This window comes from Pedobacter antarcticus, from assembly GCF_900103515.1.
Classification (GTDB): domain Bacteria; phylum Bacteroidota; class Bacteroidia; order Sphingobacteriales; family Sphingobacteriaceae; genus Pedobacter; species Pedobacter antarcticus.
The window spans coordinates 326,116-345,084 of record NZ_FNGZ01000003.1 but is presented as its reverse complement, the minus strand read 5'-3'; the positions used below and the strand labels follow the sequence as shown (position 1 = coordinate 345,084).

Sequence of the window (18,969 nt, the reverse complement as noted above, 5' to 3'; positions counted from 1 at the left end):
GCCGTCTGCCCCGATTGGGGAGACGGCTTTTTTATATTAGAGAAACAGCTTATTTTTTACCTGCTGCCTGCTCTGCTTGTTTTAATGCTCTTGACATAATTACAGAAGCTATAGTATCTTCTTGAGTATTAGTCACAGTGTAAGCACCTTTTGCTAAGTCACGAACACGGAATAAGTTACCAACTTCTAATTTAGAAATGTTAACTTCAACTGTCTGTGGCATATCTTTTGGTAAAGATTTAACACGCAGTTTACGTAATTTCTGAACTAATTTACCACCCATTTTAACACCTGGAGAAGTACCGGTTAATTTAACTGGAATTTCCATAACGATTTCTTTCTCATCAAATAATTGTAAGAAATCTACGTGTAATAACACGTCTGTTAATGGATGAAATTGTAATTCTTTGATGATTGCTTTTACTTTAACACCATCAACATCAATTTCAACAAAGTTCGCTTCTGGTGTGTAGATAGCATCCTTTAAATCAGTGATAACAACAGCAAAGTGTTTTTGCTCTGTACCACCATACAATACTGCAGGAACTTTACCTTCATAGCGAAGCTCTTTAGCATCGCGTTTCCCTACGTTCTCTCTTGGAGAACCGCTAATTGCGATAATTTTCATCTTTTATTTATTTATTTTATATAATTAAATGAAGCCTTCCTGATTATTATAAAACCAGGCTGCCTCTATTTATTCTAATTTAAACCCGGAACAAATCACTGATTGAGCCATGTTCATTTACATTGGCAATTGCCTTCGCAAATAAAGGTGCAGTACTCAATACTTTAATTTTAGGGCTATCCTGTTTTAAAGGAATAGTATCCGTTACAATAAGTTCCGTCAACAGAGAGCTTTCTACTGTCTCATAAGCTTTACCTGACAATACCGGATGCGTACAAACAGCTCTAACACTTCTCGCTCCTTTTTCCATAATCAGGGCTGCGGCTTTTGCAAGCGTACCTGCGGTATCACAGATGTCGTCAATTAAAACAATATCCATATCGGTTACGTCACCGATAATAGACATAGATTCAATTTCATTAGCCCGTTTCCTTCTTTTATCACAGATTACGACCTCTGCATTGAAAAACTTTGCAAATGTTCTCGCACGGTATGATCCACCCATATCAGGTGATGCAATGGTGAGGTTATGCAAGCCCAGGCTTTTGATATATGGTACAAAAATCACTGAACCATCCAGGTGGTCTACTGGTATGTCAAAGAACCCCTGAATCTGTGCAGCATGAAGATCCATTGTCATGATCCGGTGAATACCGGCTGATTTCAACAGATTTGCAACAAGTTTAGCACCGATTGCAACACGGGGTTTATCTTTCCTGTCTTGTCTGGCCAGTCCGTAATAAGGAACAACCGCAGTAATGTAATGCGCCGAAGCTCGCTTCGCTGCATCAATCATTAATAGCAGTTCCATTAAATTATCTGAAGGCTGGTAAGTAGACTGGATTAAAAAGACATCACATCCCCTGACTGTCTCATCGTATGACGGCTGAAACTCCCCATCGCTAAATCTACTTAAGGTTACATTACCAAGAGGTTTGCCGTAACTTTCGGCAATTTTGTGAGCTAATGCTTTTGTACCGGTGCCGGCAAAAAGTTTAACGGGGTTAAATTGCAATGGCATGATTAGACGGGTATCAATGCTGGGTTAAAAAAAAATCGGATTGTGCTTTAGTCACAATCCGAATATGTTTAGTTGCCCGACCAGGATTCGAACCTAGACAAACGGTACCAAAAACCGTTGTACTACCTTTATACTATCGGGCAATCTTCCTTCTTTTCGACAAGCGTTCGTCTCAATTGGGAATGCAAATGTACGCAGATATTTTAGAATTGCAAATCTTTCTAAAAAAAAGTTTAAAATATTTTCAGAACACCATAAAACGCCCTCTATAACGTTCATTCGATGTATTACCTATACTTTCACACCTAACATATTCAAAAACAGGCAGAAAAACTACAGAATAATCCGGCGAAAATATACAGCCCTAAAAACATGGAATTAATTATTTTCAGCTAAAATAAAAGCAATCAGCAACTTAGATATCCCGCGATTTTTCCAATAAAAAAAATAAAAAAAACAGATCAGATGGCCAGAAACTAAAAAGAGACGAAAACAATTCGGTTACATAATGCCGGATAAGCAAAATATTAAACAAAATTTAAAGAAGCTCTCAATCTATTTGATTATTTTCGGCAGCATTTTAAGCTGTTTAAGTATATTAAAGTTTCAAACAGCTGCGATAAGCGAATTTTACATTAACAATAACACATGAACTATTCAAAAATTAATAACATTACAGGGTGGCTCTGCTTTATGGTTGCTGCGATTACCTATATCCTCACCCTGGAGCCCTCGGTAAGCTTCTGGGATTGCGGTGAATTTATCGCCTCAGCTTTAAAAATGCAGGTTGTACACCAGCCAGGCGCTCCATTGTTCTTAATGATCCAGCGTTTCTTCTCCCTGTTCGCTTTTGGTGATCTTGAGAAGATTGCATATTTCATGAATATCGGTTCTGCAATGGCGAGCGCCGCTACGATACTCTTTCTGTTCTGGACAATCACTGCCCTTGCCAAAAAGATGGTTATTAAAACGGATGCAGATCTAACAACAGCAAACCTGGTTACAGTTATGGGTGCCGGTGTAGTTGGTGCTTTAGCTTATACATTTTCTGACAGCTTCTGGTTTTCTGCTGTTGAATCGGAAGTATATGCACTTTCATCGCTGTTCACCGCTATTGTATTCTGGGGAATCCTGAAATGGGAAGCCCATGCGGATGAGCCCCGTGCAGACAGATGGTTACTTTTCATAGCCTATATAATGGGTTTGTCAATAGGAATTCACTTGCTGAACTTACTGACCATCCCGGCAATTGCATTTGTATATTATTTCAAAAAAACAGCCAATCCTACAAATACCGGTATTATTAAAACCTTCTTTGTAGGTATTCTGATCCTTGCTTTTGTACAATACGGTATCATTCAGTATGTAGTTTCGTTCGGTGCCTATTTTGACCTGTTCTTTGTCAATACACTGGGGCTTGGCTTCGGCACAGGTGTCGTTTTCTTCGCAATTCTGCTGATCGGTGGATTGGTCTGGGGAATTAGATACTCCATTAAACAACAGAACAAAATTCTAAACCTTGCCTTCTTATCAACAGCACTGATTATTTTTGGTTACTGCTCGTTTGCCATGATTGTTATTCGTGCAAAAGCAAGTCCTAATCTGAATAATAGTAATCCGGATAATGCCTTCTCTTTCCTGAGCTATCTGAACAGGGAACAGTACGGTGACCGTCCGTTGCTTTTCGGCCCCAATTATAATTCAGAAAAAATCAGTCTTAAAGAGGGTAAAACCCTTTATAGAAAAGGCGATACCAAATATGAAGTTGCTGGAAAGAAAACGGATTATGAATTTGACAGAACTACGCCTTTCCCAAGGATGTATAGCGACGACGCGAGACATGTCCGTGAATATAAGAACCTGATGGGTTTTGATGATGCCTACTTCCCCGGCTTATTTGATAACATCAATTATCTTTTCAAATACCAGATCGGTAATATGTATATGCGGTATTTCATGTGGAATTTCGCAGGTCGTCAGAATGACGAACAGGGAGCTGGCATTTATAGCGGGCAGTTCTTAAGCGGTATCAAACCTATTGATGCGCTTATGCTGGGAGATCAGACTAACCTCCCTCCTTCTATCACGGAAAACAATGCTTATAACCGTTTCTTCTTTTTGCCGTTAATCCTTGGACTGATTGGCGCAATATGGCACTTTAAGCGCAATCAGAAAGATGCGGGTATCGTCGGCCTATTATTCTTTTTTACAGGTCTCGCTATTGTACTTTACCTGAATCAGAAACCACTTGAGCCTAGAGAAAGAGATTATGCCTATGCAGGTTCATTCTATGCTTTTGCGATCTGGATCGGCTTTGCTGTTCTCGCACTAAAAGAATATTTATTTAAAAAGATCAATCCCGTCAACGCTGCAATTGGCGCTACGGTTATCTCCCTTTTTGGAGCCCCTGTTATTATGGCTGCCCAGGGTTGGGATGACCATGACCGTTCGACCAAAATGGTTGCACATGACATCGCAGTAGATTACCTGCAATCCTGCGCACCGAATGCTATTCTATTCACTTATGGTGATAACGATACGTATCCGCTATGGTACGCACAGGAAGTAGAGAATATACGTCCGGATATTCGTCTGGTTAACCTGAGTCTGTTTGATACGGACTGGTATATAGATGGTATGAAGCGTAAGCAGAATGAGTCTGCTCCTTTACCTATCAGTATGAAACCTTCACAATATGTGCAGGGTGTAAGAGATGTAATGTATTATCAGGACTATAAAATAGCTGGTGCTGTCGAACTTAAAAATATTTTAGAGGTACTTCTTTCTGATGATGATGATGACAAAATCCCATTGCAGAATGGCAGCAAGGAAAACTTTATTCCTACCAAAAACTTCAAACTAACTATCAATCCTAAACAGGTAATTAGCAGTGGGACTGTTAAAGCCGCAGATGCAGAGAAGATAGCTCCTGTGATGGAATGGACCTTCAACAAGAACTATGTGACCAAAGGTACACTGGCCCTGCTGGATATCCTGGTACATAACGACTGGAAAAGACCTGTTTATTTTGCAAGCACTGTGCCTTCTGATCAATTTATTGGTTTAGATAATTATTTATATACTGAAGGTCTTGCCATGCGTCTTATCCCGCTTAAAATTGATTCTGCAGCTGGCAGATCTGAGCTGGTTAATACAGACATCATGTTTAATAACGTTTACAACAAATTCAAATGGGGTAATGTTAAAAATGCGAAGTACCTGGACCCGCAATCTTCTGATGATATCAGTATCTTCAATAACCTGTTTAACACAACTATCTCGGGTTTAATTAAAGAAGGAAGAACTGAAGACGCGAAGAAAGTAGTAAACCGTTATTTTGAGGTCATGCCGGAACGTTTCTATGGAATTCGCTCGATGATGGGAAAATATTTCATGGCAGAAAACCTGTATATCTTAAAAGATACCGCACGCGCAAATGAACTAATGGAAAAATCGGGTGTTTACATCTATAAGGAATTGACTTACCTGGCAGATGTATCGAAAAGCAAAAATCGCTTTGTGGGCGGACAGAATGTCCAGCTTGGCCTGCAGTTCCTGAATCAGATGGTTAAAACAGCCACAGAACAGAACCAGACAAAACTTGCACAGCAACTAGGCAAACAGTTCACTGAGCTGGAGGGTCGTTTCTCTGTCTATTTTGCACAGGAAGTACCTGAAGAATAACGGGAGTTACCCGTAAAAAAGAGTTGTCCTAACCGGCAACTCTTTTTTTTATTATGATTTACAGCATACACGGAACAACAAAAAAGCCTGGTCAGAATTAATCTGACCAGGCTTTCTCATTTGTATTGTGCAGCTTATTCTACAACTACACCCATATTACAGAACTTGTCAATTCTGTTCTCTACCATTTTTTCTGTTTTGATTTTACTGAACTCATTTAAATCATTAATGATCTGTGTTTTCAGGGTCTGTCCCATTTGTGTCGGATTCTGATGCGCTCCACCTAAAGGTTCCGGGATAATCCCATCAATCAGTTTGTTCTTCAGCATATCTGCAGAAGTAAGCTTCAGGCATTCTGCGGCTTTCTCTTTGAAATCCCAGCTTCGCCATAAGATAGACGAACATGATTCAGGAGAAATAACCGAATACCAGGTATGCTCAAGCATATAAACACGGTCACCAATACCGATACCCAAAGCTCCCCCTGATGCACCTTCGCCAATAACAAAGCAAAGAATAGGTACTTTCAGCACAGACATTTCGAGCAGGTTTCTGGCAATAGCTTCTCCCTGACCACGTTCTTCTGCCTCAATACCAGGATATGCACCCATGGTATCAATGAAAGAAATCACTGGTTTATTGAATTTCTCCGCAAGACGCATTAACCTCAGTGCTTTACGATAGCCTTCCGGATTTGCCATACCGAAATTACGATATTGACGCTCTTTTGTGTTTTTACCTTTCTGATGACCGATTACCATTACTGTCTTACCTGCAATGGTTGCAAATCCACCAATAATAGCTTTATCATCTTTTACGGTACGGTCACCATGCATCTCAATGAAATCATCACAGATCATACTGATATAATCAAGCGTCTGCGGTCTTTCCGGATGGCGGGATAACTGAACTTCCTGCCAGCCTGAAAGATTGGTATATAAGGCCTTCTGGGTTTTTGCCAGTTTTTCCTCCAGCTCAATCAGTGTAGCAGACATATCTACTTTTGTTTTATCAGCAACCTGTTTCACCTTTTCAATTTGCTGCATCAGTTCAGCAATAGGTTTTTCAAAATCAAATGATGTTTTTATCTGTTCCATAAGTGGGCAGTAAAAATAGGTATTTTATTTAAAACTTCGCAGGAACTCCGGGTTTAGGTAAAGAATTAGTGATAAACTCCCTGATATCGTTATTACCGGCGCTAAGATCTACTTTTCTCAGATACATCATATGTCCGCTTTCATAGCCTTTCCAGCTCATTCTGTCTTTCAGTTTTCCACTTGGATCCATCTGCCATAAATTATATTTAGCATTGAAATAATCACAGGCTCCGTCGTAGTAGCCGGACTGCACCATTACATGCAGATAAGGATTTTGCGCCATAGCGGCACGCAGATTCTCACCAGTACGGTTATTCGAATCATCCCATGGACGGACAGGTCCGAACATATTATATTTCAAATCCGTTTTATAGTTTAATTCATTACGCAGATACATATTAATTGCAGGTGTAAAGGAATGCAGCCATGATGTTAATTCGGCATTATAGTCCGGGCGTTCTCCTGCACTCGCTTTGTCCAGACCTTTATACCTGGAATCCAGACGTCCGACGGTAAAGCCTTCATCCCTCAATAATTCCTTCCAGAAAAAGTTTACGGGAACGGACAGGTTTTGCTGCAAAATTGATTTTTCACTGATTCCAGCAAACCGGGACATCTGCGCTGCAATAGATTTACGCTCTGCATCCGGCAACTGATTGCCTTTCGCTAATGCAGGTACCAACACATTCATGGTATAGTTCTCCACTTCAGGTAACATATCCTGCAATTTTTTATTCTGAAGTTCAGGTGTTAATTTATGGTGATACCATGCTGTCGCCGCATAATATGGCAACATCAATGCAGCTTCCATAGCCGGACCTCTTTGTATACCTAAATCCGTTGGAGAAACCAGGATCACACCATTAAGGTACATCCACTGCGAACCCTGCAGCTCCATAGCCAGTCCGGAAACACGGGTTGTTCCGTAACTTTCACCAATCAGATATTTAGGGGATGCCCAGCGGTTATTCCGTGTAACGAAGGTATTCAGCCATTCAGCAAGGTATTTGATATCTGCATTTACACCGAAGAATTTGCTGCCTGGTGTATCACCTACAATACGGCTGTAACCTGTATTTACGGGATCTATATAGACGATATCGGCCATATCAAGAATAGACGTCTGGTTTTCTTTATAACCGTACGGCTGAACGGGATAACCTTCATCATCAATATTTAATACAACTGGCCCGGTATAAGCGATATGCATCCATACAGATGCAGAACCTGGTCCGCCGTTAAAGGAAATCACTAGTGGCCTGGAAGCTCTGTCTTTGACATCAGAACGTTCGTAATAAGTATAGAATAAACCAGCAATTGGCTTGCCGGCATCATCCCAGACAGGAAGGGTTCCTGTGGTCGCCTTATAAGGTACTCGTTGCCCCTTAATGGTAACCTGGTGATTGGTGATAACCGTACTCTCAGGCACGATCGTACGCGAATTAACAGTAGTTCCGACTTTTACAGAATCTGCTGCTTTTGGCGGCAGTGCGGGTCTGGTTAATTTGGATTGCTGCGCATCAGCAAACTGAAATGCGCAGACTCCGGCTAATAGTAAAGTGCAAAATTTCTTCATTTGGTTTAATAAGGTTTGAATGAAGATTAAAGATGAAGATAAGATCACCAGGTATTGTCAATACTTTAAAAATGTTACGTTTTCGATACCTAGTTGAGTGTTTTTTCCCGGTCTGCACGAATATATAAAACAGAAACAGCTCCCATTAACATGAAAATACCTGCAATCACGATGGCATAAATTGCTTCACCATTATAGAACCGCTTCACGATCATACCACCAAAAATACCATTTACAATTTGTGGCATCGTGATAAAGAAATTAAAAATACCCATATATACGCCCATCTTTCTCGCAGGGATTGCACTGGATAGAATTGCATAAGGCATAGAAAGAATACTTCCCCAAGCCAGGCCAATACCAATCATCGAATAGAGTAAATGGTCTGGATTGCTGATAAAATAAATAGAAAGCAGACCTATTCCTCCGGCAACTAAGGAGAAAGCATGTGCAATTTTTCGGCTGGTTAGTCTGGCGATAGTTGGCAGTATCAAGGCATAAATAGCTGAAACTCCATTATACACACCAAAAAGAAAACTTACCCAGTTACCGGCATCGGCAAATTCAACAGATGAAGTATCTCCGGGTACTACTTTATAAATATGCTGTGCAATGGCAGGTGTCGTAAAAACCCACATAGAAAACAAAGCAAACCAGGAAAAGAACTGCACAAGTCCCAACTGCTTCATAGTTAAAGGCATCCTGGAGAAATCTGTAAAAATTGACATGATCCCCTTTGCCTCCTCCTGCTCTGGTTCTGCGGAATGATATAAAGCCATTTCTTCGGGTGGATATTCTTTTGTTGTCAGTACAGTCCACAGAATGGTAACCAGCAAAATTGCAGCACCTGCATAAAAAGAATAAACAACATTATGAGGTACTTGTCCTGCTTCTGCTATCTTGGAGACACCCAGATATTCAGAGAATATATAAGGAAGCCATGATCCGGAAATAGCTCCGGCCCCAATCAGAAATGTCTGCATTGAAAAACCGAAACTTCGCTGGCTCTCCGGTAGCTTATCTGCTACCAGTGCCCTGAATGGTTCCATTGCCACATTGATCGAAGCATCCATAATCATCAGCATTCCCGCCCCAATAATAATAGGCGGCATATAGTCGGCTAAAGCCGCCGAATTTGGCATTAGAATTAATGCAATCGCTGTTAGCACAGCCCCCACAAGAAAAAATGGTCTTCTTCTGCCGAAACGATTCCAGGTCTGATCACTGTAGTAACCAATAATCGGCTGTACAATCATACCTGTGAGTGGAGCAGCCAGCCAGAATAGAGAAAGATGCTCGACATCTGCACCAAAGGTCTGCAGAATCCGGGAAGCATTTCCATTCTGTAAGGCAAATCCAAACTGAATACCAAAGAATCCGGCGCTTAAATTAAATATTTGTATAGCAGATAACCGCGGCTTTAATGCGACTGGAGATTTTTCCATGAGATAAGAATGTATTTATATCAATGAATTAGAATGAAATGATCTGGGCTGAGACTGGTTGAAGCCAAACCGGAAGTGTATGATTGTCCTGTACTTTAATTTCCTCACCGCTTAACTGATCGACAGCTTTTGTCAAAGGGTATTTTTTCAGGATTTCATCTGGTATGCGTACCTGGTTCTCCATACGATAATGCCTGTCAAAATTTACAAGTATCAATAACCGCTCTTTATCTGTAAAACGGAAGAAGCCATACATCTTCTGATTCATGTTACCCCCGGCCGGCATTTCCAGAAACTCACCGGAAGCAACTGCCTGCGAATGCCCTGCAAACTTAAGCAGCTTACCGTAATAAGCGCGGAGTTCATGCTGCTCAGGACTGAGCTGCCCCCCGTCAAAAGCACCATTGTTCATCCATTTCTGATGTTCCGGTACTCCCCAGTAATCAAAAATAGTGGTTCTGTTATCCTCTCCTCCAAATCCTTCTGCGCCTCTGCCTGGTTCACCGACTTCCTGGCCTGAATAGAGCATTACAGGTCCACCGGAAAGCGTTGCCGATAAAACCATTGCCGGTAAAGCCAGTTCGGCCTTTCCAGCAAAACCTGCAGATGCAATTCTTTCTTCATCATGGTTTTCCAGAAAACGCAGCATCTGATCACCGAACCCTGCGCTTTCCTGCTGCCAAACGTGACGGATTGCAGCAACATCGGCCTGATCTTCACTCCTGATCAGCTTCTTCAGCCCATCATAAAGACCAACTTTATCATATAGATAGTCGAATTTACCAGTGGTGAGAAATGTCTTATAGGTAGAAGGATCATATGCTTCTCCGATAAAAATAAGTTCGGGCTTTTTCTTCTTTAACTCGGGAATTACCCATGCCCAAAACTCTATAGGAACCATTTCTGCCATATCGCAGCGGAAACCGTCTGCTCCTTTATCTGACCAATAACTTAAAATATCTTTCATTTTAAGCCACACTGCCGGAACAGGGTTATAGTGACCAACGGAACCACCCTGAACATCGAGTCCGTAATTTAACTTGATAGTTTCATACCAGTCATCAATGGAGGGAGCAGCGGAAAACACATTGTTTCCGGTTGCTTTCGCCGGGTTTTCCAAATAAGGTCCTTTACTGACTGAAGCCAGCGGATTCACCTGACCATGGTGAGGCTGGGGCACAATAAACTGCTGCCCTGGAATATAATAGTAATCATTTTCCGGACTGAAGGCACGGCTCACATCATCTCCTTCACCAAAATCTTTTACTCCTGCAGGCTTCATTCTGGATTTATACTGCCTGGCAACGTGGTTAGGTACAAAATCAAGGATGAGCTTAAGATTCTGCCCATGTGTCCGTTCAATCAAATTTTGAAACTCTTCCATCCTTTTATCTACCTGAACGGCAAGATCCGGATCGACGTCGTAATAGTCACGGACTGCATAAGGAGATCCAGCCCTACCTTTCACGACTGATGCATGATCTGCGGGCAGACCGAATTGGCCGTAATCGGTAAGGGTGGCATGTGCAATCACACCAGTATACCAGACATGGGTAGTACCCAATTCTTTCATACCCTGTAAAGCTTTTACAGTGATATCATCGAATTTACCGCTACCATTTTCTGTTATTGTACCGTACGGGATCTGCTGCTGCTGTTTGTTGCCGAATAATCGCGGCAACAACTGATAGATCATTATTTTTTGTTTTTGCTGGGCCATAGCCAAAGGTAAATTGCCTGAAATGATAATTAAAGTGGCAATAACAAATTTACAGGTGCGCCTCATAGAGCCGCTGCCTGATAATTAATTACTGTTTCTCCTGTTGGAATCTGATAAACCTCATCGAATATGCTGATGTTGCTGATTTGATCTCCGGCGTTAAAAATAGTAATTTCTCCTGCCCTTATGGTAATGCTGAACTGCGTGCCCCGGAATCCTATTTTAAATGCAAATGACTGCCATTCCCGAGGTAAGAAAGGACGGAATAACAACTGACCGTTCCGCACCCGCATACCTGCAAATCCTTCTACAATACTCATCCAGGTGCCTGCCATCGACGTGATATGCAGACCATCTTCTGTATCGTTATTATAATCATCAAGATCCAGACGCGCTGTGCGCAAATAGAATTCATAGGCTCTTGCGCCATCATTGAGTTTGGCAGCAAGAATACTGTGAACACATGGAGATAATGAGCTTTCATGAACTGTTCTTGCTTCATAGAAGTCGAAGTTCCGGCGTAAAGCATCCAGATCATACTGATCTTCCAGGAAATACATTCCCTGTAAAACATCAGCTTGTTTAATAAAACCTGAACGCAGAATTCTATCCCAGCTCCATTTCTGATTGATCGGACGCTGTGACGCTGGCAGATCTTTGACCAGAATCTGTTCTTTATCGAGGTAACCGTCCTGCTGAAGGAAAATACCAAGGTTCTTATCTTCCGGCAAATACATCCCAGCTGAAATCTTTGTCCATGCAGCAAATTCTTCTGCTTCATTTAGTCCTGTAGCTTCGATAATCTCTGCTAATCTCGCAGGGTCTTCCGCACGAACGATTTCTGTAGCCTCCATCGCATAGTTGAGGCACCACACTGCCATGGTGTTAGTATACCAGTTGTTGTTAATATTATTCTCGTACTCATTTGGTCCGGTAACACCAAGCATTACATACTGTTGTTTGTCTTCACTCCAGTTTACACGTTGTTTCCAAAAACGGGCAATACCGATCAGTACTTCAAGTCCATATTGTTTCAGGTAATCCTGATCGCCGGTATAACGGACATAATTATAAATCGCAAAAGCAATAGCCCCGTTACGGTGAATTTCTTCGAAGGTAATCTCCCACTCGTTATGGCATTCTTCACCGTTCATGGTTACCATCGGATATAGTGCAGCCCCCTTATCGAAACCTAATTTCTGTGCATTTTCAATAGCCTTCTCCAAGTGTTTGTAACGGTAAACCAATAGATTTTTCGCTACTTCCTGATTTGCGGTGGACAGATAAAAAGGTATACAATAAGCCTCGGTATCCCAATAGGTAGACCCTCCGTATTTTTCGCCGGTAAACCCTTTTGGTCCGATATTAAGCCTTGCATCTTTTCCTGTATAAGTCTGGTTTAGCTGGAAGATATTAAACCGGATTGCCTGTTGTGCAGAGGTGTCTCCTTCAATCTGAATATCTCCTTCTGCCCATTTATGTGCCCAGGCTTCAGCTTGTTCTGCAAGTAGTTTTTCAAAACCCGCAGCTGTAGCGGCGTGTAGCACTTCCTCTGCACGTGCAGAGAGTTCCGCTGCTGCATAATTCTGTGAGGAAAGGTTAGTGACAATCTTATAGATATCCAGCACATCGCCAGCCTGAAGTTCAACAGCCAGCTCTTCTGAAATATATTTATTCCGTTCTTCTGAAGATTTAAGCTCAAGTGGCTTACCATTAAGCAGGACAATTGTTTTAACTCCTGTAATAACTTCAAAGCCGGTTTTTTTAGTCCTCAATGTAAGGAACGTACCTTTTTCCGTCCGGCTTTTGCCGACTTCATCCCAGAACTTCTCATCATAGTTGGAATCTTGGTTACTGACATCCCCATCAACTACGGCCTTTAACTTAAGCGTACCGGTAAAATCCGTTGCTTTCAGTTGATAATGGAGCGCCGCTATTTCATCATTTGCCATGCTGAAAAAACGTTTGCTCTGTACTTCAACAGTACTGCCCGAAGGAATAGTGGCGACGAAATTACGCTGCAAATAACCTTTCTGCATTTGCAGTTCCCTGCGGAAAGATTTCACCTCTGCAGTATGCAAATCCAATAGGGTACCGCCGAAGTCAAACTGTAGTCCCATCCAGTTACAAGAGTTCAGCACTTTCGCAAAATATTCGGGATAACCATTCTTCCACCAGCCTACACGCGTTTTATCGGGATAATAAACACCCGCAACATAATTTCCAGAGAGACTTTCGCCTGAATAGGTCTCTTCAAAATTAGCCCGCTGACCCATACGGCCATTACCCAGGCTAAAAATACTTTCTGATATCTGGTGAAGAGCCGGATCAAACCCTTCTTCAATAATGCTCCAGGCAGCTGCCTGTATATAATTCTTCATGCGTATAAACTATAGTTAACAGAAAAAATTCTGTTTTGAATGCCTGATAATTGGCCTTTTATTAATTGTTCTTTTCTTTTTTATCGCACCTGATTTGGACTTAACAGCAGCAATCAAGCTTTTAGCTTTTATGTTGTAAAAGTGCTTTAAGCTTTTCCAGATTGATTTTGCTGAGGTCTTCAATAACGACATCTGCCCCCGGCAGGTTTTCGGCAGTACCGATTCCAACTACGGCCATTTTTGCGGCCAGTGCGGCCTCTACTCCGGCTGCTGCATCTTCAAAAACAACACAATTTGAGGGTTCTGTTCTCAACAGTTCGGCACCCTTCAGAAAAACTTCGGGGTCCGGCTTGGAACTGGTCACCGAATTGCCATCAACAATTGCATTAAAAAAATGACTCAAGCCGGTTCGTTCCAGAATCAACCCAGAATTTTTACTTGCTGAACCCAAAGCAACAGGTACACCCGCAGCCTGCAGTTCAGTTAACAACGTCAAGGAGCCCGGTAAAACTTCAGTGTCAGACATCTTACTAATCATTTCTACATACCAGCTGTTTTTAAGTGCGGCGAGTTCTTCCTGCTCGGCAGCAGTTTTAGTAATGCCGCCCCAATTCAATATTTTCTCCAGGGAACGTTGTCTGTTTACGCCTTTTAACTGTTCGTTCTGAGCATGGCTAAAGTCAAACCCGAGTGAGTTAGCCAGTTTTTTCCAAGCCTGGTAGTGGTAGACTGCTGTATCGACCAAAACGCCATCTAGATCAAAAATGCAGGCAATCTGTGTTGTGTTCATCTGTTTATAATTTGTTTTGTTTTCAGGATTAATTTAATTCAAGAACCAGCGTAGTTTTCGCCGGAACGGCTATTGGCTGATCAAGTTTAAATTCGGTATTATTTATAACATCCTTCAAGATAGTCTTATTCACCAATCTTTCAGAAAAACGTTTAGTATTCAATGTCTTAGCTGTAGAATCGGCATTCAAGATCACCATTACATCTTTTGCATCTTTATTTCCGTCAGCATAACGGAAATATACATACATTCCATCTTCAGGAACGAACTGCATCATTTTCCCTGTCTGTAACGCGGGGTTATTCTTACGGTAGTTTGCAAGCTTACTCACATAAGTCCAGGCGTCCTGCTCCTGCGTGGTTCTACCTGCGGGTGTAAATTTATTCTCTTTATCGCCTTTCCAGCCACCTGGAAAATCGGATCGCACCAAGCCATCAGGATCAGAATAATTCTTCATCAGGATCTCTGTTCCATAATACATTTGAGGAATCCCACGCAGGGTGAGGAGTAATGCTATGCCTGATTTATATTTATTGTAGTCTTCCCCGATTACAGAGTAAAATCGGCTCATATCATGGTTATCAAAATAAATTACATTCTTGTCTGCATCCTGATATAAGAAGTCCTGAGAAATTGTATTATATAGTCTGAAGACACCATCTACCCAGCCACTTTTCCCATTTAATGCTTCAAATAGAGAGGCCTTTAATACATTGTCAGTAATTCCCGGTAAATGTGTATCGAACCCTCTGTTCACGGTATTTCCCTGAGTAAAGAAGGCCTGGGCAGGAACTGAATTTACCAGCGTTTCTCCAAAAATAGATAATGTCGGAAACTCGGCTTGAAGCCGCTTTGCCCAATCTGCCATGAACTCCGGCTCATTGTAAGCATAAGTATCCAATCTCAGCCCGTCAATACCCGCATACTCAATCCACCAGATATGATTCTGAATCAGATATTGCTGTACGAAAGGATTACGCTCGTTCAAATCCGGCATACTGGATACGAACCAGCCATCCAGCATCTTTTTACGGTCTGCCAAACTAGTATGCGGATCCATAACTGGCTCATCTCTATAACTGGTCTGCGTGAATTCCGGCCATTGATTCAGCCAGTCTTTCATCGGCAGGCTGTTGTACATCCAGTGCCCGGTTCCAATATGATTATGCACAATATCTTTAATCACTTTAAGTCCTTTAGCATGCGCTTTCTCTACATAATTCTTATAGCTTTCGTTTGTTCCGTATCTCGGATCAATACGATAATGATCGGTAACTGCATATCCATGGTAGGAAGCATTTACCATATCGTTTTCTATTTCCGGTGTCATCCAGATCGTGGTTACACCTAACTGCTTCAGATAATCTAGATGATTAACGACCCCTTGAATATCACCACCGTGACGATAATACATGGAATCGCGGTTCAGTTTTGTTTCACGCATCCCCTTAACAACGTCATTGGACGGATCGCCATTAGAAAAACGATCCGGCATTAGCAGGTAAATGAAGTCTTTATTTGTCACTCCCTGAATACGTCCTGCAGCATTGTCTCTGTTTTTCAGCTCGTATGTAAATTTCAGACTTGACTTCCCTTTTTGTTCCAGGTTGATTACAAATTTACCTGCTTTTGCTTCAGACTGAATATCCAGGTCAACAAACAAATAGTCTGGGTTTTCTACTGGATGTGTTTTCACTAATTTAACACCAGGATAGTTTACTTTTAATGTGTAACCGGAAAGATCTTTACCATGTAGCATTAATTGCAGGTTTGTATTTTTCATACCGGTCCACCAAAATAAAGGCTCAACCCGTTCCAGACGGTTTTGCGCATGAATCGTTTGTACGGACAGGAAAAGGAACAGAATCAGGAATAGTTTTTTCATCAATTTTAAATTTGCGTTTGAACAGACACCTCTCGTTTAACCACTAAATGCCCTGAACCAGATGGCCAGGGCATTTAAGCTCTTATAATTTTTCTATACTGTAACTGTAGTTACCGGGCGTACTCAACTTTAAAGTTACCCTGTAGCTGCCTGCGGCAGCAATCGGGATATTCTCCCCATTTGATTTCAATTTGCCGTCAGCAGGCTTGTTGTCACCGAAATTCATGTCCCAATCTGCATTACCGCGGAATTTAAATGCCCCTGCGGATAAGTTCTTAGTAATAGTCCAGTTTCCGCTAACCGCATCGTAAGTTAACGGGGTATCAGCATCCCAGGAACCGGTCGCATCACCAATAATGCCCCAAGTTGTTTTAACTGCAGAATAAGTAAGTTTCTTAGTATCAACTTTCAACAGGTAATAACCTGCACCTTTTATGGTAATGTTCTCGCCGCCGCCTTCATTCAGTTTACCTGGAGAAGACTCACCATAATTTACATTGTCCCAGTTCGGTGCAGATGTAAATTTGAAAGTGTTTTCTGCATCTTTTAAATAAATGTATCCTTCGTAAATTCCATTGTCTTCAACAGAAGAGATTTTTGGTGCTGTAGCAGGATCCCAGCCCTGGAAGGATCCGGGAACGTACAATGAAGGATAAGAGATTTCAACCAGATACGGTGTAACCTGTAATTTAATCACATTGCTATAGGCGGGCGCATATTTATCACTGATAGATGCTTTAACCCTAACTTCCAGCTCGGCAGAAACTCCTGGGGTCATGCCCAGCTGATTAATCAGGCTATTCAGGTCTGCGACTGTAAATTCACGGTTTAGTTGTGCTCCGCCAGCTACTTCTTTAGGCGATTTAAAATTATTCCCGCCAAGGTCAAGTTCGACTGCATAAGAAACCCCTGCTTTAAATCCGAACGATGAGGCAGTCCAGGTAAAGTTCAGCGCTGTTTCATCTGCGTTAATTTCATCAAGAATGATGGATTGTGTGTTTACAGTCAGCGTAGGTGCAGTTCCATTACCAGCGACGACTTGCGTCTCGTCCTTTTTACAGGAAACAAACATCAGCAGGAACATACTGTACGCTATAGTATTCATGAAAATCGATTTCATATCTGTATATCTTTTAATAACCAGGGTTTTGAGTTAAGTTAGGGTTGGCAATCAGATCTGCCGATGGTAACGGGAAAAGTGCACGTGTGGCTTCGACTCCTCTTCCACCTTTTATTCCACCTTTAAACGGCCATAGATAAGACCCATCTGTGAACTTTCCGAATCGGATCAGGTCGGTACGTCTATAACCTTCCCAATAAAATTCTTTAGCTCGTTCCGATAGAATCACATCCAGACTGATTGAATTCAGACGGCCGGAATCATTACCGTAAGCCCGTTGACGTAACAGATTTACATAAGCCAATGCCTGACTGTTTGTACCACCGCCGCCACCGCGCAATACACCTTCTGCATAGTTCAGATATGCTTCCGGTAATCGGAACAGCGGAAAGTCAACTGAACTGAATGTTCCGGCATTAGAAGGTGGCGTGATATTATTCTGAGAAACATTTCTGAATTTAATTACTGCCAGACCATCCTTGAAAACTGCGATATTATCATTTTCCAGTTTACCGGCAAAGAACATTGCCCTTTTATCAGTATTACCGCTGTAATCACCGAACATCAATGGTAAGGTAGAAGCGGAACGAATACCACCCCATCCGCCATTTGGAACACCAAAGGAAGCCGGATCCATATCGCTGCTAATAGCAGCATTGATCAGAAAAGTTGTGCCTCCGAAATTCTGTGTGAAATTAGCATCGTAATTGATCGCAAAAATTGTCTCTGGATTTCCCTGGTTATTGTCAGACAGAAACAGGTTTTTATACTGACTGTGTAAGCTATAACCACCACTTATAACTTTAGACGCATAATTAACTGCCTCCGTATTTTTTGCAGTGCCGATATACACCGCAGCATTCAGATAAACTCTGGATAATAACATCTGTCCGGCTGCACGGGTTGCTCTGCCGTATTCATTACTGACGGGCAGCTCATTTTCAATAGCCAGTAGTTCTGATTCGACATAGTTAAACAAATCGGCACGCTTGATTTGTTTAGGTGCAACTTTTCCGATTTCATTTGCTTCTGTAAGGAATGGTGGATTACCGAACATATCCATTAATACCCAATACTGATAAGCACGAAGGAAACGTGCTTCTGCACGCGCGGCCGTAATATCTGATGCATCGGCACCAGAAATATTCCTGGAAGCCAGTTTCTCTGGCGTACTTTCTCTCAAAAATTCATTCGCAAGTGTAATCTGGTAGATACTGCGGGTATATAATCCCTGCAGTATAATATTGTCAGAAGTATAAGTCTGATAGTTCAGATCGAACACTCCGGGATCATTCCAAACACAAAGGGCTTCATCGGTTGTCAGTTCCTGTGCATTCCAGTATAATCTGAAAAAGTCAGAGGCACCGGCGTCAATACCGCCAAGGTCGCTGTCGCCGGAACCTTTACCACTGGTTGTCGCAAAACTCGCATAAACCTTAAATAAGACCTGTTTGTAACCTTCCGGAGTAGAATAAACTTGATCTGCCGTGATGTCATTTGTAGGTTTCAGATTAAGATCTTTTTTACAAGCCGTAAGAGAAGCTAATAGGATGGCCCCTCCGGTTAATATTTTATGTAATGTTTTCATTCGTATATTTTTTAAGCAGTTGTATGTTTCAGAA

Annotated in this window: 12 protein-coding genes and 1 tRNA gene; 1 reads left to right on the top strand and 12 read right to left on the bottom strand. The window is 41.8% G+C overall.

Annotation, left to right across the window (positions count from 1 at the left end):
- Positions 1-49 precede the first annotated feature (49 nt).
- The 3 genes from BLR53_RS08690 to BLR53_RS08680 all read right to left on the bottom strand — a co-directional run bounded on the left by BLR53_RS08690 (position 50) and on the right by BLR53_RS08680 (position 1,792).
- Positions 50-628 carry a 50S ribosomal protein L25/general stress protein Ctc gene (locus BLR53_RS08690; protein ID WP_037440629.1) on the bottom strand — a complete coding sequence of 193 codons (579 nt, stop codon included), beginning with the start codon at positions 626-628 and terminating at the stop codon, positions 50-52.
- Positions 629-707: 79 nt separating this feature from the next.
- Positions 708-1,649, bottom strand: coding sequence for a ribose-phosphate pyrophosphokinase (locus BLR53_RS08685; protein WP_037440631.1), 942 nt, complete (start codon positions 1,647-1,649; stop codon positions 708-710).
- 72 nt (positions 1,650-1,721) lie between these two features.
- Positions 1,722-1,792, bottom strand: a tRNA-Gln gene (locus BLR53_RS08680).
- Positions 1,793-2,297: 505 nt separating this feature from the next.
- Here BLR53_RS08680 and BLR53_RS08675 point away from each other — a divergent pair.
- A complete protein-coding gene (locus BLR53_RS08675; RefSeq protein WP_037440634.1) occupies positions 2,298-5,333 on the top strand; it encodes a glycosyltransferase family 117 protein in 3,036 nt (1,011 codons plus the stop codon).
- Between the two features lie 134 nt (positions 5,334-5,467).
- Here the strand turns inward: BLR53_RS08675 and BLR53_RS08670 are convergent, their stop codons facing one another.
- The 9 genes from BLR53_RS08670 to BLR53_RS08630 all read right to left on the bottom strand — a co-directional run bounded on the left by BLR53_RS08670 (position 5,468) and on the right by BLR53_RS08630 (position 18,935).
- Positions 5,468-6,430, bottom strand: coding sequence for an acetyl-CoA carboxylase carboxyltransferase subunit alpha (locus BLR53_RS08670; RefSeq protein ID WP_081857503.1), 963 nt, complete (start codon positions 6,428-6,430; stop codon positions 5,468-5,470).
- Positions 6,431-6,458: 28 nt separating this feature from the next.
- Positions 6,459-8,006, bottom strand: a complete 1,548-nt coding sequence (locus BLR53_RS08665) for a S10 family peptidase (RefSeq protein WP_074589022.1) — start codon at positions 8,004-8,006, stop codon at positions 6,459-6,461.
- 89 nt (positions 8,007-8,095) lie between these two features.
- Complete coding sequence (locus BLR53_RS08660) at positions 8,096-9,451, bottom strand: MFS transporter (RefSeq protein WP_074589020.1); 1,356 nt, start codon at positions 9,449-9,451, stop codon at positions 8,096-8,098.
- Between the two features lie 28 nt (positions 9,452-9,479).
- Positions 9,480-11,147, bottom strand: a complete 1,668-nt coding sequence (locus BLR53_RS08655) for an alpha-amylase family protein (RefSeq protein ID WP_244889469.1) — start codon at positions 11,145-11,147, stop codon at positions 9,480-9,482.
- An 86-nt stretch (positions 11,148-11,233) separates the two neighbouring features.
- Positions 11,234-13,552, bottom strand: coding sequence for a family 65 glycosyl hydrolase domain-containing protein (locus BLR53_RS08650; RefSeq protein ID WP_074589015.1), 2,319 nt, complete (start codon positions 13,550-13,552; stop codon positions 11,234-11,236).
- A gap of 121 nt (positions 13,553-13,673) precedes the next feature.
- Entirely contained in the window at positions 13,674-14,342 is a 669-nt protein-coding gene (gene pgmB / locus BLR53_RS08645; protein ID WP_074589013.1) for a beta-phosphoglucomutase, read from the bottom strand.
- Positions 14,343-14,370: 28 nt separating this feature from the next.
- Positions 14,371-16,227, bottom strand: coding sequence for a glycoside hydrolase family 13 protein (locus BLR53_RS08640; protein WP_074589010.1), 1,857 nt, complete (start codon positions 16,225-16,227; stop codon positions 14,371-14,373).
- A gap of 82 nt (positions 16,228-16,309) precedes the next feature.
- Positions 16,310-17,347 (bottom strand): SusE domain-containing protein, encoded by a 1,038-nt coding sequence (locus BLR53_RS08635; protein WP_037440652.1) that lies wholly within the window; start codon positions 17,345-17,347, stop codon positions 16,310-16,312.
- A 13-nt stretch (positions 17,348-17,360) separates the two neighbouring features.
- Positions 17,361-18,935, bottom strand: coding sequence for a RagB/SusD family nutrient uptake outer membrane protein (locus BLR53_RS08630; protein WP_037440654.1), 1,575 nt, complete (start codon positions 18,933-18,935; stop codon positions 17,361-17,363).
- Between the last annotated feature and the right edge of the window lie 34 nt (positions 18,936-18,969).

Coding starts and splice junctions, on each gene's coding strand:
- pgmB (WP_074589013.1), bottom strand. CDS start 14,342: ATGAACACAACACAGATTGCCTGCATTTTTGATCTAGATGGCGTTTTG.
- BLR53_RS08635 (WP_037440652.1), bottom strand. CDS start 17,347: ATGAAATCGATTTTCATGAATACTATAGCGTACAGTATGTTCCTGCTG.
- BLR53_RS08640 (WP_074589010.1), bottom strand. CDS start 16,227: ATGAAAAAACTATTCCTGATTCTGTTCCTTTTCCTGTCCGTACAAACG.
- BLR53_RS08655 (WP_244889469.1), bottom strand. CDS start 11,147: ATGATCTATCAGTTGTTGCCGCGATTATTCGGCAACAAACAGCAGCAG.
- BLR53_RS08665 (WP_074589022.1), bottom strand. CDS start 8,006: ATGAAGAAATTTTGCACTTTACTATTAGCCGGAGTCTGCGCATTTCAG.
- BLR53_RS08670 (WP_081857503.1), bottom strand. CDS start 6,430: ATGGAACAGATAAAAACATCATTTGATTTTGAAAAACCTATTGCTGAA.
- BLR53_RS08685 (WP_037440631.1), bottom strand. CDS start 1,649: ATGCCATTGCAATTTAACCCCGTTAAACTTTTTGCCGGCACCGGTACA.
- BLR53_RS08675 (WP_037440634.1), top strand. CDS start 2,298: ATGAACTATTCAAAAATTAATAACATTACAGGGTGGCTCTGCTTTATG.
- BLR53_RS08690 (WP_037440629.1), bottom strand. CDS start 628: ATGAAAATTATCGCAATTAGCGGTTCTCCAAGAGAGAACGTAGGGAAA.
- BLR53_RS08630 (WP_037440654.1), bottom strand. CDS start 18,935: ATGAAAACATTACATAAAATATTAACCGGAGGGGCCATCCTATTAGCT.
- BLR53_RS08650 (WP_074589015.1), bottom strand. CDS start 13,552: ATGAAGAATTATATACAGGCAGCTGCCTGGAGCATTATTGAAGAAGGG.
- BLR53_RS08660 (WP_074589020.1), bottom strand. CDS start 9,451: ATGGAAAAATCTCCAGTCGCATTAAAGCCGCGGTTATCTGCTATACAA.